General features: G+C 40.8%; 17 protein-coding genes. 9 read left to right on the top strand and 8 right to left on the bottom strand.

Annotated features, from left to right (window positions below):
* Positions 1-290 (top strand): hypothetical protein (locus JWR61_RS26445; RefSeq protein ID WP_301930651.1); only part of this gene is annotated, 290 nt, incomplete at its 5' end.
* A gap of 206 nt (positions 291-496) precedes the next feature.
* On the opposite strand, the gene acs is transcribed toward JWR61_RS26445, so the two are convergent.
* The gene (acs, locus tag JWR61_RS26440) at positions 497-2,434 is read right to left on the bottom strand and encodes an acetate--CoA ligase (RefSeq protein ID WP_301930650.1); all 1,938 of its coding nucleotides are present in this window, start codon (positions 2,432-2,434) and stop codon (positions 497-499) included.
* Between the two features lie 102 nt (positions 2,435-2,536).
* Here acs and JWR61_RS26435 point away from each other — a divergent pair, with 102 nt between their 5' ends.
* A complete protein-coding gene (locus tag JWR61_RS26435; protein WP_301930649.1) occupies positions 2,537-4,099 on the top strand; it encodes an MFS transporter in 1,563 nt (520 codons plus the stop codon).
* Between the two features lie 85 nt (positions 4,100-4,184).
* A complete protein-coding gene (locus tag JWR61_RS26430; RefSeq protein ID WP_301930648.1) occupies positions 4,185-4,436 on the top strand; it encodes a DUF6814 family protein in 252 nt (83 codons plus the stop codon).
* Between the two features lie 35 nt (positions 4,437-4,471).
* On the opposite strand, the gene JWR61_RS26425 is transcribed toward JWR61_RS26430, so the two are convergent.
* Positions 4,472-7,420, bottom strand: a complete 2,949-nt coding sequence (locus JWR61_RS26425; RefSeq protein WP_301930647.1) for a glycoside hydrolase family 3 N-terminal domain-containing protein — start codon at positions 7,418-7,420, stop codon at positions 4,472-4,474.
* A gap of 75 nt (positions 7,421-7,495) precedes the next feature.
* Between JWR61_RS26425 and JWR61_RS26420 the strand changes: the two genes are divergently transcribed.
* Entirely contained in the window at positions 7,496-8,038 is a 543-nt protein-coding gene (locus JWR61_RS26420; protein WP_301930646.1) for a Uma2 family endonuclease, read from the top strand.
* Between the two features lie 47 nt (positions 8,039-8,085).
* Complete coding sequence (gene mutL, locus JWR61_RS26415; RefSeq protein ID WP_301930645.1) at positions 8,086-9,951, top strand: DNA mismatch repair endonuclease MutL; 1,866 nt, start codon at positions 8,086-8,088, stop codon at positions 9,949-9,951.
* Between the two features lie 8 nt (positions 9,952-9,959).
* Here the strand turns inward: mutL and JWR61_RS26410 are convergent, their stop codons facing one another.
* Positions 9,960-10,262 (bottom strand): hypothetical protein, encoded by a 303-nt coding sequence (locus JWR61_RS26410; protein WP_301930644.1) that lies wholly within the window; start codon positions 10,260-10,262, stop codon positions 9,960-9,962.
* Between the two features lie 193 nt (positions 10,263-10,455).
* On the opposite strand from JWR61_RS26410, the gene JWR61_RS26405 reads away from it, so the two are divergent.
* Both JWR61_RS26405 and galK read left to right on the top strand, forming a co-directional pair.
* Positions 10,456-11,415, top strand: coding sequence for an aldose 1-epimerase (locus JWR61_RS26405; protein WP_301930643.1), 960 nt, complete (start codon positions 10,456-10,458; stop codon positions 11,413-11,415).
* Positions 11,416-11,418: 3 nt separating this feature from the next.
* On the top strand, positions 11,419-12,582 hold the full coding sequence (gene galK / locus JWR61_RS26400) for a galactokinase (protein ID WP_301930642.1): 1,164 nt from the start codon (positions 11,419-11,421) through the stop codon (positions 12,580-12,582).
* On the opposite strand, the gene JWR61_RS26395 is transcribed toward galK, so the two are convergent.
* From JWR61_RS26395 to JWR61_RS26385, 3 genes are all read right to left on the bottom strand, one after another.
* The gene (locus JWR61_RS26395) at positions 12,572-13,750 is read right to left on the bottom strand and encodes an acyltransferase family protein (RefSeq protein WP_301930641.1); all 1,179 of its coding nucleotides are present in this window, start codon (positions 13,748-13,750) and stop codon (positions 12,572-12,574) included. The two genes, galK and JWR61_RS26395, sit on opposite strands and share 11 nt — an antisense overlap.
* A 30-nt stretch (positions 13,751-13,780) precedes the next feature.
* The gene (locus JWR61_RS26390) at positions 13,781-15,676 is read right to left on the bottom strand and encodes an ABC-F family ATP-binding cassette domain-containing protein (RefSeq protein WP_301930640.1); all 1,896 of its coding nucleotides are present in this window, start codon (positions 15,674-15,676) and stop codon (positions 13,781-13,783) included.
* Between the two features lie 102 nt (positions 15,677-15,778).
* The gene (locus JWR61_RS26385) at positions 15,779-16,942 is read right to left on the bottom strand and encodes a glycosyltransferase (protein ID WP_301930639.1); all 1,164 of its coding nucleotides are present in this window, start codon (positions 16,940-16,942) and stop codon (positions 15,779-15,781) included.
* A 226-nt stretch (positions 16,943-17,168) separates the two neighbouring features.
* Between JWR61_RS26385 and JWR61_RS26380 the strand changes: the two genes are divergently transcribed.
* Complete coding sequence (locus JWR61_RS26380) at positions 17,169-17,771, top strand: methyltransferase domain-containing protein (protein WP_301930638.1); 603 nt, start codon at positions 17,169-17,171, stop codon at positions 17,769-17,771.
* 7 nt (positions 17,772-17,778) lie between these two features.
* On the top strand, positions 17,779-18,618 hold the full coding sequence (locus JWR61_RS26375) for a glycosyltransferase family 2 protein (protein WP_301930637.1): 840 nt from the start codon (positions 17,779-17,781) through the stop codon (positions 18,616-18,618).
* Positions 18,619-18,644: 26 nt separating this feature from the next.
* Here the strand turns inward: JWR61_RS26375 and JWR61_RS26370 are convergent, their stop codons facing one another.
* Positions 18,645-19,538, bottom strand: coding sequence for a glycosyltransferase family A protein (locus tag JWR61_RS26370; RefSeq protein WP_301930636.1), 894 nt, complete (start codon positions 19,536-19,538; stop codon positions 18,645-18,647).
* Positions 19,535-20,407: an alpha-1,2-fucosyltransferase gene (locus JWR61_RS26365; protein WP_301930635.1), complete on the bottom strand. Its 873-nt coding sequence runs from the start codon at positions 20,405-20,407 to the stop codon at positions 19,535-19,537. The genes JWR61_RS26370 and JWR61_RS26365 overlap by 4 nt, the downstream gene beginning before the upstream one ends.

Genomic DNA, 20,407 nt, shown 5'->3' with positions numbered 1-20,407 from the left:
TTGGTGTACAGTTTTTTACCGGGAAGGAAGCCCATCATTTTGAGATGAGCCTCACCTTAGAACCTTATGTAGAAAAGTACAACCAATTGTTTGCCGGTAATAATCTATCAGATAAAAAAATGAATATTATGACGGGTGTCGGATACCGGTATCAACAGAGCACTGCCGGTTTTTTTGGGAAAATAATAATTGGTCCGATGCTGTTACTGGATCCTGCATCGGATAATTTCTGGAGAATGGAACCAAGCATAAAAGGTGGTATCAGCATTGGAGCTGGTTATAGTTTTTAAAATATTGTTCAGGCCTGATGATGATTTTTAGTGACGCATTGTTTCCGACACACAGCGGCAGAAAAATAAATTTACGGATTACTCCTTTTGTTCCCGAGATGTTTTTAAAATTATTGGAAGACACTTCCAAAAATATAAACCCCGGCACTGCTAAGTTCTTGCCGGGGTTTTCTATATGGCTTAATCAATTAATAGTCTATAGAATGTTACAATTTACCATCCTTAATTTCATCTACCACACCAGGATCCAGCAACGTGGTGGTATCGCCTAAGTTAGCAATTTCTCCTTCAGCAATTTTTCTTAAGATGCGACGCATGATTTTGCCACTTCTTGTTTTAGGCAGTCCGGTCACAAACTGAATTTTATCCGGTTTGGCAATAGGGCCAATAATTTTTGAAACAGTCAAACTAATATCCTGGCGGCGCAGGTTTTCATCACCATGATGACCATTGTAAATTACAAAAGCATAAATGCCCTGCCCTTTGATATCATGCGGATAACCTACCACAGCGCTTTCCACCACGCCGGAGTGCATGTTGATCGCATTCTCTACTTCGGCGGTACCAATGCGGTGACCGCTGATGTTTAACACATCATCTACCCTGCCGGTAATGCGGTAGTTACCATCTTCATCTTTCAACGCCCCGTCGCCTGTAAAATACAAGCCGGGATAGGTTGCAAAATAATTGGTACGGCAGCGTTCGTGATCACCCCAGGTAGTGCGTAGTATCCCCGGCCAGGGAGCCTTAATGCAAAGGTTGCCTTTCAGGTGTCCGTGCTCATCCTTTTCAGTAATTTCATGACCCCTCTCGTCAACCAGCAAAGGTTGTACACCAGGCATTGGTAAACTTGCCCAGCTTGGTATGCCAGGCGTTACACCTGCCAGGTTACTAATTAAAGTACCCCCAGTTTCGGTCTGCCACCAGGTGTCCACAATAGGACATGCTTTTTTGCCGATGTTTTCATCGTACCAATGCCATGCTTCTTCGTTGATGGGTTCGCCTACGGTGCCCAGTACTTTTAATGATGATAAATCTTTACCCTCTACCGGTGCAGTGCCATAACTCATCAGGCTCCTGATAGCCGTAGGAGCCGTATAAATACAGTTCACTTTATGTTTCTGTACGATTTCCCAGAAGCGTCCTGCGTCGGGCCAGGAGGGGATGCCTTCAAACATCATTGAAGTTGCGCCTGCAGCCAGTGGGCCGTATACTATATAACTGTGGCCGGTAATCCAGCCGATATCTGCTGTACAAAAATGCACATCACCGGGGTTGTATTGAAACACATTTACAAATGTATAAGCTGTCCAAATCATGTAGCCGGCAATAGTGTGAACCACGCCTTTTGGTTTGCCGGTACTGCCTGAAGTGTATAAAATAAACAGCGGATCTTCAGCATCCATTTCTTCTGCGGGAAAAAATACTTTGCCATCTTTTTCAACCTGCGTTTCTGCATAATCCATTTCATCTTCCCACCAAACATCTCTTCCCTTTATCATGGATACCGGAGTTCTTGTACGGGTATATACAATCACTCTTTTAACCGTTCTGTTGCCAATCAACGCATCATCAATCACACTTTTTAAAGGAATGTCTTTTCCGCCACGGAATGCACCATCGCACGTAATGATAAATTCCGCCTGCGCATCATACAACCTGTCTGCAATGCTTTGTGCACTAAAGCCGCCAAAGATCACGCTATGGATAGCACCAATTCTTGCACAGCCCAGTATAGCATAGGCCAGTTCGGGCACCATGCCCATATAGATACAAACGCGGTCGCCTTTTTTTACACCGTTGTTTACCAGCATTTGTGCTACCTGGCAAACTCTTTTATGCAAGCGGGCATAAGTTACCACGCGTACTCTTTCTTCGGGATTATTGGGTTCCCATATAATGGCAGGTTTATCAGCCATCGTTGCCAGGTGACGGTCAATGCAATTTTCTGTGATGTTGAGTTTACCACCTTTAAACCATTCAATTTTTGGTTCGGTGAAATTCCAGTCTAATACTTTATCCCACTTTTTACGCCAGTAAAAATTGGAAGCGACGTCGCCCCAAAACGCTTCTGGATCTTCAGCACTTTTTTTGTAATCGTCGTGATATTGCGCTAAACTTTTAATCTGATAAGGATATGACATGCAATGATTGTTAATTATTTATTCCAAATACTCGCCACCAAATTAATATATTTACGTCAATTATACAGGGCAAACGATTGACTAAAATTCTAATACTTCTTCATGGCTGTTACTACTACTAAAGGAATCAACAAGGTAATCTTTTCTTCTTCATTGGGCACTTTAATTGAATGGTATGATTTCTATATTTTCGGCATGCTGGCAAAAACCATTTCAGCACAATTTTTTCCGGAAGGAAATGATACAGCAGCCTTACTCAGCACGCTCGCCATTTTTGCTGCCGGATTTTTAGTACGTCCTTTCGGTGCGCTGGTGTTTGGAAGATTGGGTGATTTGATCGGAAGAAAATATACATTTTTATTAACCCTTGTATTAATGGGAGGCTCAACTTTTTTAATAGGTTTGATACCCGGTTACAAAAGTATTGGCATTGCGGCCCCGCTGTTGGTATTGTTGCTAAGGTTAATACAGGGCCTGGCACTGGGAGGAGAATATGGCGGAGCTGCTACTTATGTAGCGGAACATGCTCCTGAGGGCAGGCGCGGCTACTTTACTGCCTGGATCCAAACCACGGCAACGCTCGGTTTGTTTGTTGCGCTGGGCGTAATTATGGCCGTAAAGGGTAATATGACTGATGCATCTTTTAGTGCAGAGTGGGGCGGGTGGCGGTATCCTTTCTGGCTATCCATTTTGCTGGTGGGGGTGTCTATCTACATCCGCATGCGCATGAATGAATCACCTGTTTTTGCAAAACTGAAAGCAGAAAAGAAAACTTCCATCAATCCGCTGAAAGAAAGTTTCGGCCATAAGGGAAATTTTAAAATGGTATTGCTGGCATTATTTGGCGCTGTAATGGGACAGGGAGTTATTTGGTACACGGGGCAGTTTTATGCGCAATCATTTTTAGAAAACACAGTGAAGATTGAGTTTATGCAAAACAGGGAAATTTTGCTTTGGGGCATTGCGCTTGCTACGCCGTTCTTTGTTTTTTTCGGGTGGCTGAGTGACCGGTTTGGAAGGAAATGGATTATGCTGACGGGGATGCTGCTGGGCGTAATTTTTTACAGACCGATATTTGGAACGATGCTGAAAGATGCTGATGCCAAAGTTTGGATGGCACAACAAGAAAAAATCGCAGAGCAACCGTCAAAAAATCCTTTCGTAAAGAGAGATACAATTAATAAGTCTGCAGCCTCAGTAGTAATTGTTCAAACAAAAAAAGTGTTAGTGTTTAACGGCGATACAAAGTTTACCCGTATTTCATCCGACTCGATTTTTAAGGGAATTGACGGTTTTTCTTCTTCCTTTAAATCCGATACTAAGCCTGTATATGCCGATAAAATTTTGCCAGCTTCTCTCAAATGGAAGTTCATTTTTTTAGTCTGGATAATGATCATTTTTGTAACGATGGTGTATGGACCTGTTGCGGCTTTCCTGGTTGAATTGTTCCCCACAAAAATCCGGTACACATCTATGAGTTTGCCTTATCATATAGGAAATGGTGTTTTTGGCGGATTGGTGCCTTTTATTGCCACATTGTTGTCAACCACTTTTACAAGCGATCCATTGGTAGGACTTTGGTACCCGATCGGTGTGGCTGCATTGTGTTTTGTAATTGGTGCGTTGTATTTGAGCAATATGGCAGATAAAAATGTAAATGATTAAAATGCTTGCATGGAAAGGTATCTTTTTACAAGGTACTATTGCGCATATGCTCTCAATTAAAAAAAGGAAAGATTAAAATTTTTATATGAATCAATTAAAAAAAATGATGGGAATTGCTTGGATGCTGATTGCACCCTTAGTGATATATTTTTTGGTTACAGGTGCCATTCATAACATTAGTGCCACTGGTACAAAAGATATTAACAAGCCGGTTCCCTGGCTTATCATCATTGGAATTTTTACACCAATCGCCATTGGCTTGTTTATTTTTGGATGGTACGCGTTGAAAGGCGAATACGATCACCTGCCGCAAAGTTCTGATGAAATTACAGATTAATGATTGCGGGTGGCGCCTTTGGGCTACCCAAAAAATCAATGTGTCATTGCTTTATAAATTGCCTCATGAATAGTAGGTCGCACATTCATTTTTCCCAGCAAAGGATTATCTCCCACCGGCGTAACGCGGTTACTTAAAAATACAAACACCAGCTTCTTTGCAGGATCGGCCCAGGTACAGGTTCCCGTAAAACCGGTGTGGCCGAAGGTGAGAGGCGATGCACTTAAGCAGGGATAAGGTTCCGGGCGGGTAGCGTTGTCTTTTTCTGGTTTATCAAATCCAAGTCCACGGCGGCTGATTTTACTGTGATAAGCCGTAAACAAATCCACTGTTGATTTTTTGAAATAACGGGTGCCGTTTATTTCACCGCCATTCATCAGCATTTGCATAATAACGGCGATGTCGTATGCTGAGCTGAACAAACCTGCATGACCTGCAACGCCACCAAACATAGCAGCACCGGGATCATGCACATCGCCGCGAATCAGTTCCATGCGAAAAACTTTTTCATTTTCAGTAGGGGCGATTCGGTTCAATGGCAGGCGGTCTCTTGGTATAAAGCCGGCAGCGCTTAAACCAAGTGGCTGGTAAAATTCTTTTTTTACATACTCGTTTAAGGGTAAGCCGCTTAGTGCTTCTACTACTTTGCCTAAAAAAATAAAATCATTGTCGCTGTAAATATAGTTGCCCGTTGGGCCAAGCGGGCTTCTTAAAATTTTGTTGTACATCGTGTCCCTGTATGCATTGCGCATAAACAAATTATCGGCAACCCGTACGCTGAAAGAATCACTTTGCTGATGAGCAAAATAAGCTGGATCAGGGATACCGGTAACCGTATCAATTGCCTGCCGGTAAAAAGGTATATACGCCACCAGGCCGGCCTGGTGTAATAAAATATTTTCAATTAAAAGATGTTCTTTATTGCTTCCTCTTACCATGGGCAGGTAATCGCCCAGTTCTTTTTTCAAGTTAATTTTCCCCTGCTCATACAGGCGCATGATGGAAATTGTGGTAGCGCAGATCTTTGTAACTGAAGCCATGTCATAAACGGACTCGGTTGTTACGGGTGTTGGATCATCATAATTATAATGACCGAATGCTTTTTGGTAAGCGACTTTTCCGTCTTTAACAACCAGGACCACGCAACCAGGTGTGGCGCCTTTGCTGATGGCATTGTTGGCGATTGAATCAATGCTGGTTAACTGCACGCTGTCAAGACCAACTACGGCCGGACTCACAGCAGGCAATATCTTTACAGCCGTCATAACGCCACTTCCAAACGGGTACGCTTCGCACACGGTAACAGGCAACTTTCCTTTGGCATCTATCTTACCCTGCAAAAAATCAGCGACTGCATTTTCGGTGTATTCATCATCTTCATAACAGGCAACTATATTTTTTGCTGCGCAGAAATTTTTAATGGCATATGGATTACCGAAAACAATACTCATGCAATTGGTTTCATTTTGTAACTGCGTTGCCAGTTCAATGGCAGAAGCAGGTAAGCCAAAATTATTGGCAGGTCTGCGGCTGTAATTGTGAATGCCAATCACTACCTTTTTGTACCTTTTTTTTATCAACTCCACCATCGATAAAATCCTTATAGGATCGGCCTTGTAATCAAAATAAAACACAGCAGCATTGTAGTCGCTACGCATTCTTTTGGCAAACGCATTGTCAGTATTAATGCCGATACCCACATAGGCGATGTCTGCACCGCCATTTTTAGCATCAGTCTTTAATGGAAAAAAATCGTTGCCCGTTTTATTTAACAAGGTGAGTGCGTTTTCTGCAACCAGTTTTTTCATCGCAGGCACATCTTTATTTAAATCTGCTGTAATATTCACTGTGTTTACCGGCTCAAAATGTTGCGGGCCATAACGGTATTTTGCCAGCAACACCCGTTTGCAATGCAATTCAATATCATCCCAGCTCAATTGTTTATTGCTGATGGCTTCCTTTATTTTTTGTATGGTTGAATCAACGTTGCCTGGCAGGCACAACATATCATTGCCTGCTATCAGAGATTGCACAGATGCTTCTCCGCCAGGAAAATATTTTTGCACACCCTGCATTTCCAACGCATCTGTAAAAGTCAATCCCTGGTAACCAATTTCGTTACGCATCAGTCCGGTTACGTTTTTTAGAGAGATGGAACTCGCCCTGTTGGGGGTGCTGTCAATTGCAGGAATGTATAAATGGGCAATCATCACACTGCCGATGCCCGCTTTAAAAACTTCCCGAAAAGGATACAACTCCAGTGAATCTAATTGCGCCATCGTTTTATTGATCACCGGTAAGTCTAAATGGGAGTCAACTGAAACATCACCATGGCCGGGAAAATGTTTGGCGCAGGCCATCACACCGGCATCCTGCAAACCCTGCATGTATTTTGTGCCGAAGAGGGCCACCTTGTATTTATCTTCTCCAAAACTGCGGTCGTTGATCACAGGGTTGTTAGGGTTATTATTGATATCAACCACCGGAGCGTAGTTTACGTTGATGCCTAAACGCTTGCATTGTTCGGCCACTATTTGCCCGTATTTGTAAACGATGGATGCATCCTGCATGGCGCCCAGCATCATCTGGTGGTGCAATGGGGCCACACTGTCAAACAGGCGCATGCCGATGCCCCATTCCGCATCGATGCAGGTCATCAATGGCGTTGTGGCTATACTTTGTAAATGATTGATGATGGTAGCCAATTGCACCGGATTACCCTGGAACGGGCATATACCACCAACGTTGTATTTTTTGACGGCCTCCGCAACGGCACTGTCATAATAAATGGGAGTTTTGGTTTTAAAATCGTAGGCAGATAAACGCAATACCATTAATTGAGCAATGCGTTGATCGGGATTCAGGCTGTTATAAACACTGTCGGCCCAGGCACTTGCAGCTACATGATTGTTTTTAAAAGTTTGTGCTTTCGCCACAAAAAAAATTCCCTGTAAAAGGAAAAACAGCCAATACAATTTTTTCATAAATAAAAGATATACAACACAATTTAAGCACATTTCAATAGAGATGGGGTCGGAAAAAATTTTTAACTTTATGCCATGTCAATTGCAGAAAGATACCGCCCTCATTATACTTATGAAGATTATTGCCAGTGGGAAGGAAACTGGGAATTGATTGAAGGGATGCCTTATGCTATGAGTCCGGCACCGGTACCGCAGCATCAGAGTGTAAATGGCAACCTATACTCGTTGCTTAAAGAAGTTATAAAAAACAGTCGCTGCGAAAATTGTAAAGTATACTTGCCGATTGACTGGAAAATAAATGATAATACCGTTGTTCAACCCGACGTGTTAATCGTTTGCGATAAGATAGAAAAAAAATTTCTTGACTTCCCCCCGGTGCTGGTTGCAGAGATTCTTTCCCCCGCAACAGCTTCTAAAGATAGAAATGAAAAAATGGAAATATATCAATTACAAAAGGTAAAATACTACCTGATTGTTGATCCGCAGTTTCAAAAAATTGAGGTATATCAATTTATAAATAGCCAATATGAACCGGTGGCCATTAATCCGGATACGTATTCATTTCATTTTGAAGACAACTGTACAGCGGCTGGGCCGCTTTTGGATATTTGGGATTAACACCAACCAATATCTACGTAAATTTGCCTCAAAACAAAGGAGAAATTTTGCCCGACATTATTCAGTTATTACCCGATAATATTGCCAACCAGATTGCGGCAGGTGAAGTAATTCAGCGGCCGGCCAGTGCTGTAAAAGAACTGCTGGAAAATGCCGTAGATGCAGGCGCCACTGAAATTAAACTCATCGTTAATGATGCAGGTAAGGCATTGATACAGGTAATTGATAACGGCAAAGGCATGAGCGAAACCGATGCCAGGATGAGTTTTGAGAGACATGCGACTTCTAAAATAAAAAATATAGACGACCTGTTTCATATTAAAACAATGGGTTTCAGGGGAGAGGCGCTGGCAAGTATTGCGGCCGTTTCGCAGGTGGAGCTGAAGTCGAAAAAAGCGGAAGATATTACCGGCACCTGTATCGAAATTGATAACAGTGTGGTAAAAAAACAGGAGCCTGTCGCCATGCAGCAGGGCACCAGCATTGCCATGAAAAACCTGTTTTTTAATGTGCCCGCCAGGCGAAATTTTTTAAAAAGCAATCCATCAGAACTTCGCCATATTGTAGATGAATTTATTCGTGTATCCATGGCTTTTCCGGCCATCTTTTTCTCGCTTACCAGTAACGGTCAACAGGTATTTCACCTTGAAAGCGGTACGCTGAAACAACGTATTGTACAGATACTCGGCAACAGCTACAATGCCAAACTGGTCAGCGTTCAGGAACAAAGTGACTACATGAATATTTATGGTTTTGTAGGCAAGCCCGAAACCGCCAAAAAAACCAGGGGCGATCAGTACTTTTTTGTGAACAATCGTTTTATAAAAAGCGCTTATCTCAACCATGCGGTAATGGGTGCTTTCGACGAAATGATTGCAAAAGACAGTTTCCCGATGTACACACTATTCATAGATCTGGATCCGGCCCAAATTGATATCAATGTACATCCTACCAAACAGGAAATAAAATTTGAAGATGAAAAGATTGTATATGCTTTTGTAAAGAGTGCGGTCAAACATGCACTGGCGCAATTCAGCATTACCCCAACGCTTGATTTCGAACTGGATTCATCTATTCAACATTTGGATGCAGTAACCAAACCTTTTACAGATGAAAGGAAATCTTCGGCAGCTTCCTCTTCTTTGTATAATACATTTACGCAAAAAAATCAGGCGCACTTTATTGAAAATAAAAGTGAGTTAAAGCATTGGAAAGATTTGTATGAGCCTGCAAAGGGGGAGTCCGGTATTTTAAATGCTACCACAGAAAGTGAAATTATAGAACCCATCATCAACAGGGATCCTGGTTTTGTAAGTCTGCAATCTTTTATATCGCAACCGGCCATGTCGCTGGAGCATTTAACGCAGTTGCACAATACATACATAGTTGTACAAAATGATGCCGGCTTTATGGTGATTCATCAGCAAAATGCACATGAAAGAATTTTGTACGAGCGTTTTATTAAAGCAGTAGAAGGAAAGCCCATTGCTATTCAGCAAAATCTTTTTCCCATCACGATGGAATTAACAGCTATGGACGTGGTGATTGTAACGGAACTATTGCCGGAATTGCATTTACTCGGCTATCACCTGGAACCCTTTGGTAATAACACTTTTGTAATACAGGGAACGCCCGCCGATGTTGATCAGGGCAACGAAAAGATGGCGATAGAAAAAATGCTGGAACAGTTTAAACACTTCAGCGCCGATTTAAAATACAGCAAAAGAGAAAAATTATTCCGTTCGCTTGCATGGCAGCAGGCCGTTAAAGGTGGCACAGCGCTTTCTCAAAAAGAAATGAAAATGCTGGTGGAAGATTTATTTGCCTGCATGGCACCCAACATTACCCCCAACGGCAAACCAACTTATACCTCATTTAAAAAATATGAACTCGATAAAATGTTTGGCAGGTAGTCGCGAACTCATTTTATGAAGTTAAATGTTACCATCATAATAGTAATGAACAGGCAAATTAAACCGCATAGAAATATAATATCAGCAATACTTTCATAACGGCCTGACCTTGAAGTATTGCTGCGAATGGAAAGAAAAGAGAGTACGCTGCTGCTCATAAAAAGGATGGTTGCGACGGAAGTACATTCATCGATAAAGGTAGTTTCGCTTAATTTTAAAACTTTTAAAGAAGTGAGTACTAAAAAGCAAATTCCCAGTAAATTCGCGGATGTATTTAAAATATGCGGGGCTTTGTCGTTTTTCTGAACCATAATTATTTTTACAGGGTAAAATTAAGTTGCTAAAAGACCACATCCGTTAACCACGGGTTAATTGTAAATACTTTGTTTTCAGATTGAATTATTTTTTGATTCTGTAACAAGCTTATACAAGCTTACGGCAGAAGACCGACTCATTCATTTTAATAAATCTATTCTATACATAATATACAAAAAATAAAGCAGCATGTCGTTTACCGTTGAAAGCAAAACTGAAAATGGGTTTGATAAGATTATTTTGAAAGACAACAGCAGCAATACATCCGCTGAAATTATCCCCGGTTGTGGCGCCATTTTACATGCCTTTTCAATCTGGCACAATCATCATTTTATTAACGTAATTGATCAGTATGATAGTGCTGAGGATTTTGCCGCCAATGTAGAATCAAAAGGAATGAAGAGTTGCAAACTTTCTCCTTTTGCATGCAGGATAAAAAATGCCAAATATAGTTTTGGCGGCCATCAATACACTTTTAATAAATACATGCTGGGCGATAACGCCATACACGGATTGTTGTATGATGTTGCGTTTGAAATAATACACCAGGAAGGCAATGATGAAAGGGCGCAGGTAGTTTTACAATATGCTTATAAGGGAGAAAATGCTGGGTTTCCATTTAGTTATGTTTGTAACATCACCTATACCTTGTCAAAGGAAAACACACTGGAAATTGCTACCAAAATAACAAATACGGATAAAGGCATCATCCCGATGCAGGATGGGTGGCATCCTTATTTTAAACTGGGAAAAAAGGTAGACGAACTGCAGCTGGAATTTCAGAGCAAAGAAAAAATAATTTTTGACGATACCCTGGTGCCCAATGGCGAAACGGAGCCTTACCAGGAATTCGGTTCACTTAAACAAATAGGAGATACTTTTTTTGACAATTGTTTTACTGCAAATTTTGCAGAGTGTCAGCCATTATGTGTGTTGAGAGATCCTGTTCAAAAATTGCAGGTCGAAATTCGTCCGGATAAAAGTTATCCTTATTTGCAGATTTACACCCCGCCGCACAGAAACAGCATTGCAATAGAAAATTTAAGTGCCGTGCCGGATGCGTTCAATAATGGAATAGGTTTGATAACTTTGGCACCGCAAACATCACAGGTGTTTGCAACTACCTTTAAAATAACTCCGTTAAACTGAACGATGAATTCAATTGCCGTTACTGTATTAAACCGCTTCAGGGAAAGCTTTACATCTGAACCAACCCTCTATTTTTCTCCCGGCCGCATTAATTTAATTGGTGAACATGTTGATTACAATGACGGCTTCGTATTGCCCGCCGCAATTGACAAAGGCGTGTACTATGCCGTTGCTCCAAACAACAGCGACAACCTGAATTTTATTGCCATTGATTTTGATGAGCGCCTGTCTGTTGCTGTGATGGATATCAAAAAAATGAGTAACTGGCAGAATTATGTTCTGAGTGTAGTAAATGAATTTGTATTACTGGGTGTTGCTGTAAAAGGGTTTGACTGTGTTTTTGCAGGTGATATACCAAGAGGTTCCGGTATGAGTTCGTCTGCTGCAGTTGAGGGTGGGCTTGCATTTGCATTGAACGAAATGCTGAACACAAAAATGAACAGGGTAGAATTGGCTTTACTTTGCCAGCGGGCCGAACACAATTATCCGCATGTTAATTGCGGTATTATGGATCAGTACGCCAACATGATGGGCCGCAAGGACGAAGTGATTATGCTGGATTGCAAAACGATAGAACATCAATATTTTCCATTGCGTTTGCAGGGCTGCAAAATTGTTTTAATCAACAGCAAAGTACACCATACGCTGGCCTCGGGCGAGTATAATATCCGCAGGCAACGTTGCGAAGCGGGTATGGCAATTTTAAAAAATGATTTGGGCATTCAATCTTTCAGGGATATAAAAGATGTGGAGGCGTTGATGCCGTTTAAGGATAAAATGGAGCCAAAAGTTTTTAATTGCTGCAAATATGTGGTAGAAGAAATTGCCCGTGCAAAAAAGGCAGCAAGTGTGTTGCAGCAGGATGATTTGGTTTCCTTCGGAAAACTAATGTATGCCACGCATGAAGGGCTTAGTAATTTATATGAGGTAAGCTGCCCTGAACTTGACTTTTTGGTTGAACTGGCAAAGCAGCACAGCGGCGTGATTGGCGCAAGATTGATGGGCGGCGGCTTTGGTGGCTGTACCATTAATATTGTAAAAGACGAAGCCATTAGCCAGTTTATTGACACCGCCAGCAAAGCTTATCATCAAAAATTTAATATTGATGCCGAAGCATATATTGTATCAACTGGTGATGGTACCAAAAAAATTGCAGTTACACCTTAATGTAGATTTTTTTCTTATCCAGCAGCCAGGCAAAACTCCACATCATTGTTATAAAACAAAGCGCATAAATTAATGAACCTGCTCGTGGTTCGGCTGGCAATATTGGTTTACAAACATGCTCATAAAACCAGGCGAATGGTGTAAAGTAAGCAGGCTTGCCATCTAACCCAACACCAGCCGGTATGCGTATCAAAGCCAGCAGTCTTGGTAAAATAGCACTCATCGCAAAAATGAAAAGGGCGTTTTTCCCAAACACATCAAAGAACCTGCTCCACCGGCCACGCCATTCCTTAAACTCAATGATATAAATCATCAGCGCAAGAATAAGTAAGGCCAAGCCTGTTGTATAAACCGTATAGCTGCTGGTCCATATTTTTTTGTTGATCGGGAAAACCATATCCCAGCAATACCCTGTGAAAAGCAGCACGCAGCCAGCCACAAATAACCCGTTGACCATTTCAGCAGTCTTGCCTTTTTGTATGATATAACTGCCGGCGAGGTAACCAAAAATCACTTGTACAACAGCGCCTGCGGTACTCATCAAACCTTCAGGATCAAATGAAGAGCCTTCACCTTTATAAATATGCGCTTCTCCAAGTAAGGCTAAATCTATCTTTGTTCCAAACCAACCGGCAAAGCTAAACGGATCGGCAGGGTTGGCTGCAATACACACAAACCAATAAGCCAGCAGTAAAAATGCACCTGCAATAAATGCGCCTTTTTGTTTTCCAAAATGCGCAATAACAGACGCAAAAAAGTAGCACAGCGCTATGCGTTGCAACACGCCAAATATACGTACGCCCGAAGCTTTGCCATCACTTGTAATATAGGCCCATGGCTTGGCAACCAGTTGGTCATTGTCCCATTTAATAAACGGAAACCAATTTAAGAATAACCCGATTAAAAAAATGAGGAGTGATCGTTTAATAACTTTTTTCCAAAAAACAGATTCGCCGGCAGCTTCCAGTCTTGGTAAAACAAAAGCCATGGCATTACCAACGGCAAATAAAAAAAATGGAAATACAAGGTCTGTTGGTGTAACCCCGTGCCAGGGTGCATGTTCAAGCGGCGTATAAATATGCGCCCAGCTACCAGGGTTATTTACGAGTATCATTAAAGCTACCGTGGCTCCACGAAAAACATCCAGGGAGTAAAAGCGTTGGTTCATTACAGGCGGTTTCATTCAGCAGAAAGGTAACTAATTCTTTTCACTCAACTCCAGCCAGCGCATTTCTTTTTCATCCAGCAATTGCACGATTATGCCGATGCGTTCAGCGGCTTTTTGTAATTTATCAAACCCAGGGTTACCTTCATTCATTTTCGTTTCAAGAGCGGCTTTTTCTTTTTGTAGTTCAGGCATTTCCTTCTCCAGCAGCTCCAGCTCTCTCTTCTCTTTAAAAGATAATTTTTGAGTAGATGCGCTGGAAGGTGCTGCTGGTGCTGCTTCCGGCACTTTAGTTTCTTGTTTTATCAGTTGCCGGTCATCTGTTAAACTGCCATTGGAAACGGCTTCCCGGTATTGGGTATAGTTGCCCGGGTAGTCCCTGATAACGCCATTACCTTCAAAAGCAAACAAGTGATCTACCATTCTATCCATAAAATACCGGTCATGACTAACAATGAGGATGCAGCCGGGATACTCCATTAAAAATTCTTCCAAAGTACGCAATGTCTGCAAGTCAAGATCATTGGTCGGTTCATCCAGCACCAAAAAATTGGGGTTTAAAAACAACACGCTCATTAAATGCAATCTGCGTTTTTCGCCACCGCTTAGCTTGCTCAGCGGGGTAAACTGTTGCTCTGCAGAAAAACCAAATTTTTCCATAAACTGGCTGGCACTGATTTTTGTGCCATCGTTTAAAGGAAAATATTCTGCCATATCTTTTACATATTCAATGGCTCTTTTATCTTCTTTATAAATCAAACCATCCTGGCTGAAATTGCCAAATACCACCGTATCGCCATGATTTATTTTTCCGCTGTCTGGCTTTTCCTGCTGCAGGGCAATCTTTAAAAAAGTAGATTTACCCACCCCATTTTTACCTACCACACCAATGCGTTCACCACGTTTGAAAGTATAATCAAAACCCTTCATAATCTGAAGATCACCGTAGCTTTTGTGCACTTTAATCAGCTCCAATATCTTTCCGCCGAGCCTTGTCATTTTCACCTGCAGGCTTACTTCTTCCACATCTTTTTTCAATTTAACTCTATCTTCAACTTCCGTAAATGCATCCTGCCGGCTTTTACTTTTGGTGGTACGGGCTTTGGGCTGTTTGCGCATCCATTCCAGTTCTTTTCTAAATATATTTTTGTCCTTCTGCAACTCACTTTGCTGAACTTCCAGGCGCATACTTTTTTGTTCCAAAAAGTTATCGTAATCGCCTTTGTACACAAAGACTTTTTCTTCGTCTATTTCAACTATTTCATTGCTAACGGCATCTAAAAAGTAGCGGTCATGTGTTACCAGCAACATCGTCACTTTTGCCGCGGCCAGGTAGTCTTCCAGCCATTCTATCATGTCCACATCCAGGTGGTTCGTAGGTTCATCCAGTATCAACAGGCAGCGGCCAGCGTGCAGATCAGCTTCAATCAATGCCTGCGCAAGCGCCACTCTTTTCTTTTGTCCGCCACTTAAATTGCCGACTTTTTCACTCAGGTGGTGCAGGTTTAATTTACCAAGAATTTGTTTCAGATCGCTCTCAAAACTCCAGGCATTCAGGTCATCCAGGCGTGCCATTAACTCGCCCAGTTTATCAATATCTTCAAGGCCATCTTCTAAAAACTGTTCGTACTCTTTTACCACTTTCACCACCGGGTTATCAAGCCGCAGTACATTATCCCAAATGGTTTTGCTGCCATCAAAATCATTGTCCTGTTGAAGCATGACTACTTTTATATCCTTATGTACCCACACCGTGCCGGTATCGGGCGTATCAAGGCCGGTAATAATTTTAAGCAAGGTACTTTTACCGCTGCCATTGCGGGCCACCAGGGCTATTTTATCGCCTTCCTCTATGTTTAAAGTGATGTTTTTAAAAAGGGTTCTTATCCCGAAAGACTTACTGATATTTTCTATTGAAGCGTAATGCATGGCGGCAAAGGTAATGGAGGAAATATTAAAACAGTCACCAGGGTTAATGTGTCAACAAATTTGCCGGGATTTTTTGACTGAAATGGAAGCCAGGTGACGCTGCTAAAACTGGTGCAGCAGGTCAGCGAATTGTTTCATAATAATCGACAAGTCAAAATCTTTTGCTCTTCTTATTCCTGCGGCACCGTATTCTTTCCGCAAGGCATCATCATCCATTATGGCAAGCATGGCATCTGCGAGTGCAGCAGCGTCGTTTACCGGTATTAATATTCCGAAAGGTGTTTTTTCAACACCGGCGGTGTGTTTGGTTGGTGTAAAAGCCCCATCCAGCAGTTCCCGTGGACCGGTGGGGCAATCGGTACTAATTACCGGCGTGCCACAGGTAAGCGCCTCCAGCAATGCGTTTGGAAAGCCTTCTGAGTCGGAAGTTAATAAATGGCATTGTGAGCGGGCTACATATTTAACTACATTTCTGCGGTAACCTAAAAAAACAATTTTATCGCTGATGCCCATTTTGTGTGAGAGGAGTTTAATATGTTCTTCCTCCGGTCCCTGGCCAATCAGCAGTACTTTAAAATCCCGCTGTTTTATTTTTTGTACGGCAGCCAGCACCAGTTCATGATTTTTTCCTTTTTCTATCCTGGCCACGTGTGAAAAAGTAAAACTGCTGAGATCAACGTCTTCCACAGATTCCGCCATATCTTTTTGCTGCATGGTTATATTAACCGGGTTGTGAATTACCGTAAACCGATTTGTTAAGTGAAAATTGGTGGCAAGATCGTATTGAATACCTGCAGAATTGGGTACGATTACATTGGCGAAGGGATACAGTTTTTTTACAAGGAGCCTGCCCGTTTTTCCGGCAACGGTATTTGGATTGTAGGCGGAAGAAGTGTGGGACCGTTCGCTGATTAAAATAGCTCCTTTCCAGTTTAATATCCGCAAAAAGCAATTGATATAATTTGACCGGTTTAAAGCGGAAAAACAAATGTTGATATTTTCCTGTTGCAGATATTTTTTTAAACGAAACGCCAGCAGGGGGATTTTTAAAACATCTTTGGCACTTTTTCTTTTTTTAAGATTGGAATTGTCGATTGTTTTGATGGTGATATCATTCACCGGCAATTCAAATTCAATGGTATTGTTGAGCAAGATCAGATGAAGGTCAAATTCTTTATAAAATGAGTTGATGATTTGCGCCACCACTTTCTCAGCCCCTGCCACTTCGAGCGCATTGATCAAAATAGCCACTTTCTTTTTTTGCATGTTTACAAATCCCCTTTAATAAACCTTATTGGCCAGTTTAAATAAAAAATCAGGTAAAAAATAGTACGATTTCAGAAAGCTATCGCATTTTTTGGATTGTAAATGTATAGCCGAAAATTTTATGGATATAAAATTAAATTATAGTATGCCAGGCGATCAGGCCTTTTTTAATGCTGCAACGACTTAAAAAAATTACTTTTGTCGTTAAGGCAGATTTGCTTTTCGTATGATGACAGACAAAAAAAATATCATTTCCAGGCTATCAATGCTTCAGCCGGTGATTCTTGATTTGGGATGTGGTGCATTTAAAAAAGAGCCTCACTGGATAGGAATAGATATGCTGGATAAAGATGCCGTTGATATTGTAGGGGATGTTTATGAAATACTACAGTCTTTTCCTGATAATTGCGCCGATGAAATACACGCCTCGCATTTTTTTGAACACCTGGCAGATGTACCCGGCTTGTTGGTAGAATTAAACCGTGTTTTAAAACCAACTGGTTTTATCGAAGTGATAGTACCTCATTTTTCCAATGCTTATTTTTATTCTGATTATACGCATCAAAAATTTTTTGGTCTGTACTCATTTTCTTACCTGGTAAAAGATAATTTGCTAAAAAGAAAAGTGCCCAATTACAATGTACATACCGGGCTGCAATTGCAGAAAGTATTTTTGCATTTTAAATCTCCCTGGATCATTAACCGGCCATTCCGGAAATTATGCCAGCTGATATTTAATGCCAGCACTTTTATGAAGGAGTGGTATGAGGATAGCTGGAGCAATAACATATCGTGCTACGAGATTCAATTTATACTTGTAAAATTGTAGGTATTTTATGAGTGAAAGCCCTTCTGTTTGTATAATGATTCCGGTTTACAACCAGGAGCGTTTTATTGCGAAAGCCATTGAAAGTGCCCTGCGGCAGGATTACAGCAATATTGAGATCATCATTGCTGATGACAATTCAACTGATTCTACAGCTGCCATAATAGCGAATTTTTTAGGTAAGCCTTCTATAACGTATAAAAGAAATGGAGTCAATTTAGGCAGGGTTGCCAATTACAGAAAATGCCTGTATGAATATGCGAAAGCAGACTGGGTGATCAACCTGGATGCCGATGATTACTTTACAAATGATCAGTATATTTCGCAGGCAATGCAGGCCATAAAAAAGAATGGTGTTGATAAAACCTTGTTTTATCAGGGCGTAAATATTATAAAAAGTGACCGGTTTGAAAAACTAAATGAACCAAATATAAAATCCGGCGAAGCTGTTATCACTGCGGGAGATTTTTTTTTAAATTATTTTAAGCGGAATTATTTTTCTCACATGTCAACACTTTATCACCGGACCTCAGCGATGGCCAGTGATTTTTATTCAAGAGATGTAATTTCATCCGATATATTTTCTTTACTGCAATTGTGTATCAATAACAGCAATAAAGATGTGATAGTAAGTAAAAACATTTCCGGCGTTTGGTATCAGCATTCCGGCAACATCAGCAAAAGTCTGAACCTAAAAAAGCATTTAAACAATTTGCGGCTTTACGCACAATTATCCTCCCTTGCTAAATTAAAAGGATACAGCAAATGGCAAATACTTAATTGGCTTGCTAAAGCAGGGTTTATTTATATCAGAAGTTATTTGTACAGCTTTGTCAGAACAAAAAATTAGTATTGATACACCTGGGACAAACAACATTATTTCTTTAACAGCATCACTTTTAAAAATACATAAAACTGGCGTTGTAAAATAATAAGGGGGTAGGTAGACAAGGATTTTAAAAAATAGTTAGAAGCGTCTTTTTTTAAACTATTTACAGCAAGCGTGGTGGCAATCAATAAATATATTCTTGCTGTGAAGTCAGCCTTTTTATGATTTAAAAAACTTACAACAGAATTGTTTGATAGAACGATTTTTAAAAAAGTCTCAAAACGGGTCGCAATTTTTTCTCCGGAGGCTGCGACATTTACACTGCGTTCGGTATGTTCTATCAGAATAGAAGTAGGTTGTTGCGAGGTATAAATTGTAAACTTTGCTGCCATTCTTAACCACAATTCGTAATCTTCAGAAGCGGAAAGCGACCTTGTTTCATTAAAGGGAAAGTGCAGGGCTATATCTTTTCTTACAAAAACAGGATTACATGCGAGGATGTTTTGTTTATACAAAATAGCGTTGCAGGAAGTCGCAGGTAATATAACTTCTCTCACCGTTTTTAGTTCCGGAGTAGCTATTGTAAAAGAAAGGGCGAATATTTCCGGCTGATTGTTTTGCTGTATCATTTTTACAGCCTCTTCCAAATGATTGGGCAGCATTAAATCATCAGAATCAAACCAGGAAATGTAATCACCTTTCGCCTTACCCGTTCCAAAGTTTCTGGCCGCAGATCTTTCAGCGTTGTCTTTTTTAAAATAGGTTACCCGCTCACTTAAAAAAGATTTTATTGCATTTTCCGTGTCATCGGTGCTGCCATCATCCACAATTATTATCTCGAAGTTGGTATACCGTTGTTGTAAAACGCTGTTAATAGTTTTACCTATTAAATGCGCCCGGTTATAAGTGGGAATTACGATTGAAAAAAACGGGTTCGTCATATTTTGATCCAATTTTTTGGTACTATATCTTTTGTATCCCATTTACTGTTATGAAACCATATTTTTGGAACAATAACAATTTTATCATTATAGCTGCCAAGCCATGCAGCCCACCAGCCAAAACTACTGTTGGGTATAATAAAGTGCTTACACGCAGTCATCAACGAAAAATGACCCCTGGCTTTTTCAGCTGCAAATTCGTCGTCTACATAAACTGCGGTACCTTGTGTCACAATATTTTTTTTACACCAGTTAATGTCGTCTGAAAAGATATAAAAAACAGGGTTCAAAATTTTTTCTTTAATCAGCCTCACAGCCTCGCTGTAATATTCCATTCCCAAAGTGCCGTGCATCGTAGTGTTTACAAAATCGCCCCTGCGCACATGCAGGCAAACTGCATTTGCATTTTCTATTTCCGTTCGTAAATTTTGTATGTGTTCAGGTAAAGGCAATTTTAAAACAAAATCTTTTCTTATAATTTGTTCTATACCTGTAAAATAATTTTCACTTTGCCAATAGCCGGTAAGATATACATTATCTGAAAGAGTTAATACTGAATGGTTGAAACTAAACTCTTTTTCTGCAATAAGCTTGAGCGGTTTTGGTTGAATACAACGGTTAAGTATTTTGGTAAAGATACTTTTGTGCGACCCATATTTTTTTGAAAGCGGGGAAGGCGCCTCATTAATTTCGGCATTAAAAATATCTAAATCAAGCGTTCTGAAAGTGAAATTTTTTCTTGGTCTGCGGTCATTTAAATAATGCGTATCTACATACAACTTTGCGTTATTTAAAACAGCAAGATGCCTTCCCAATGCATATTGAAACATTTGATTACCAAGGCCGCCTTGCAGTTCAACCACAATCAT

Source organism: Ferruginibacter sp., assembly GCF_028288465.1.
Lineage (GTDB): Bacteria > Bacteroidota > Bacteroidia > Chitinophagales > Chitinophagaceae > Ferruginibacter.
The sequence above is the reverse complement of the archived record's forward strand: the minus strand, read 5'-3'. Positions and strand labels throughout refer to the sequence as shown.

What these genes read in the sequence shown, in the direction of transcription:
- acs (WP_301930650.1), bottom strand. Translation starts at nt 2,434, where the DNA reads ATGTCATATCCTTATCAGATTAAAAGTTTAGCGCAATATCACGACGAT.
- JWR61_RS26435 (WP_301930649.1), top strand. Translation starts at nt 2,537, where the DNA reads ATGGCTGTTACTACTACTAAAGGAATCAACAAGGTAATCTTTTCTTCT.
- JWR61_RS26430 (WP_301930648.1), top strand. Translation starts at nt 4,185, where the DNA reads ATGAATCAATTAAAAAAAATGATGGGAATTGCTTGGATGCTGATTGCA.
- JWR61_RS26425 (WP_301930647.1), bottom strand. Translation starts at nt 7,420, where the DNA reads ATGAAAAAATTGTATTGGCTGTTTTTCCTTTTACAGGGAATTTTTTTT.
- JWR61_RS26420 (WP_301930646.1), top strand. Translation starts at nt 7,496, where the DNA reads ATGTCAATTGCAGAAAGATACCGCCCTCATTATACTTATGAAGATTAT.
- JWR61_RS26410 (WP_301930644.1), bottom strand. Translation starts at nt 10,262, where the DNA reads ATGGTTCAGAAAAACGACAAAGCCCCGCATATTTTAAATACATCCGCG.
- JWR61_RS26405 (WP_301930643.1), top strand. Translation starts at nt 10,456, where the DNA reads ATGTCGTTTACCGTTGAAAGCAAAACTGAAAATGGGTTTGATAAGATT.
- galK (WP_301930642.1), top strand. Translation starts at nt 11,419, where the DNA reads ATGAATTCAATTGCCGTTACTGTATTAAACCGCTTCAGGGAAAGCTTT.
- JWR61_RS26395 (WP_301930641.1), bottom strand. Translation starts at nt 13,750, where the DNA reads ATGAACCAACGCTTTTACTCCCTGGATGTTTTTCGTGGAGCCACGGTA.
- JWR61_RS26390 (WP_301930640.1), bottom strand. Translation starts at nt 15,676, where the DNA reads ATGCATTACGCTTCAATAGAAAATATCAGTAAGTCTTTCGGGATAAGA.
- JWR61_RS26385 (WP_301930639.1), bottom strand. Translation starts at nt 16,942, where the DNA reads ATGCAAAAAAAGAAAGTGGCTATTTTGATCAATGCGCTCGAAGTGGCA.
- JWR61_RS26380 (WP_301930638.1), top strand. Translation starts at nt 17,169, where the DNA reads ATGATGACAGACAAAAAAAATATCATTTCCAGGCTATCAATGCTTCAG.
- JWR61_RS26375 (WP_301930637.1), top strand. Translation starts at nt 17,779, where the DNA reads ATGAGTGAAAGCCCTTCTGTTTGTATAATGATTCCGGTTTACAACCAG.
- JWR61_RS26370 (WP_301930636.1), bottom strand. Translation starts at nt 19,538, where the DNA reads ATGACGAACCCGTTTTTTTCAATCGTAATTCCCACTTATAACCGGGCG.
- JWR61_RS26365 (WP_301930635.1), bottom strand. Translation starts at nt 20,407, where the DNA reads ATGATTGTGGTTGAACTGCAAGGCGGCCTTGGTAATCAAATGTTTCAA.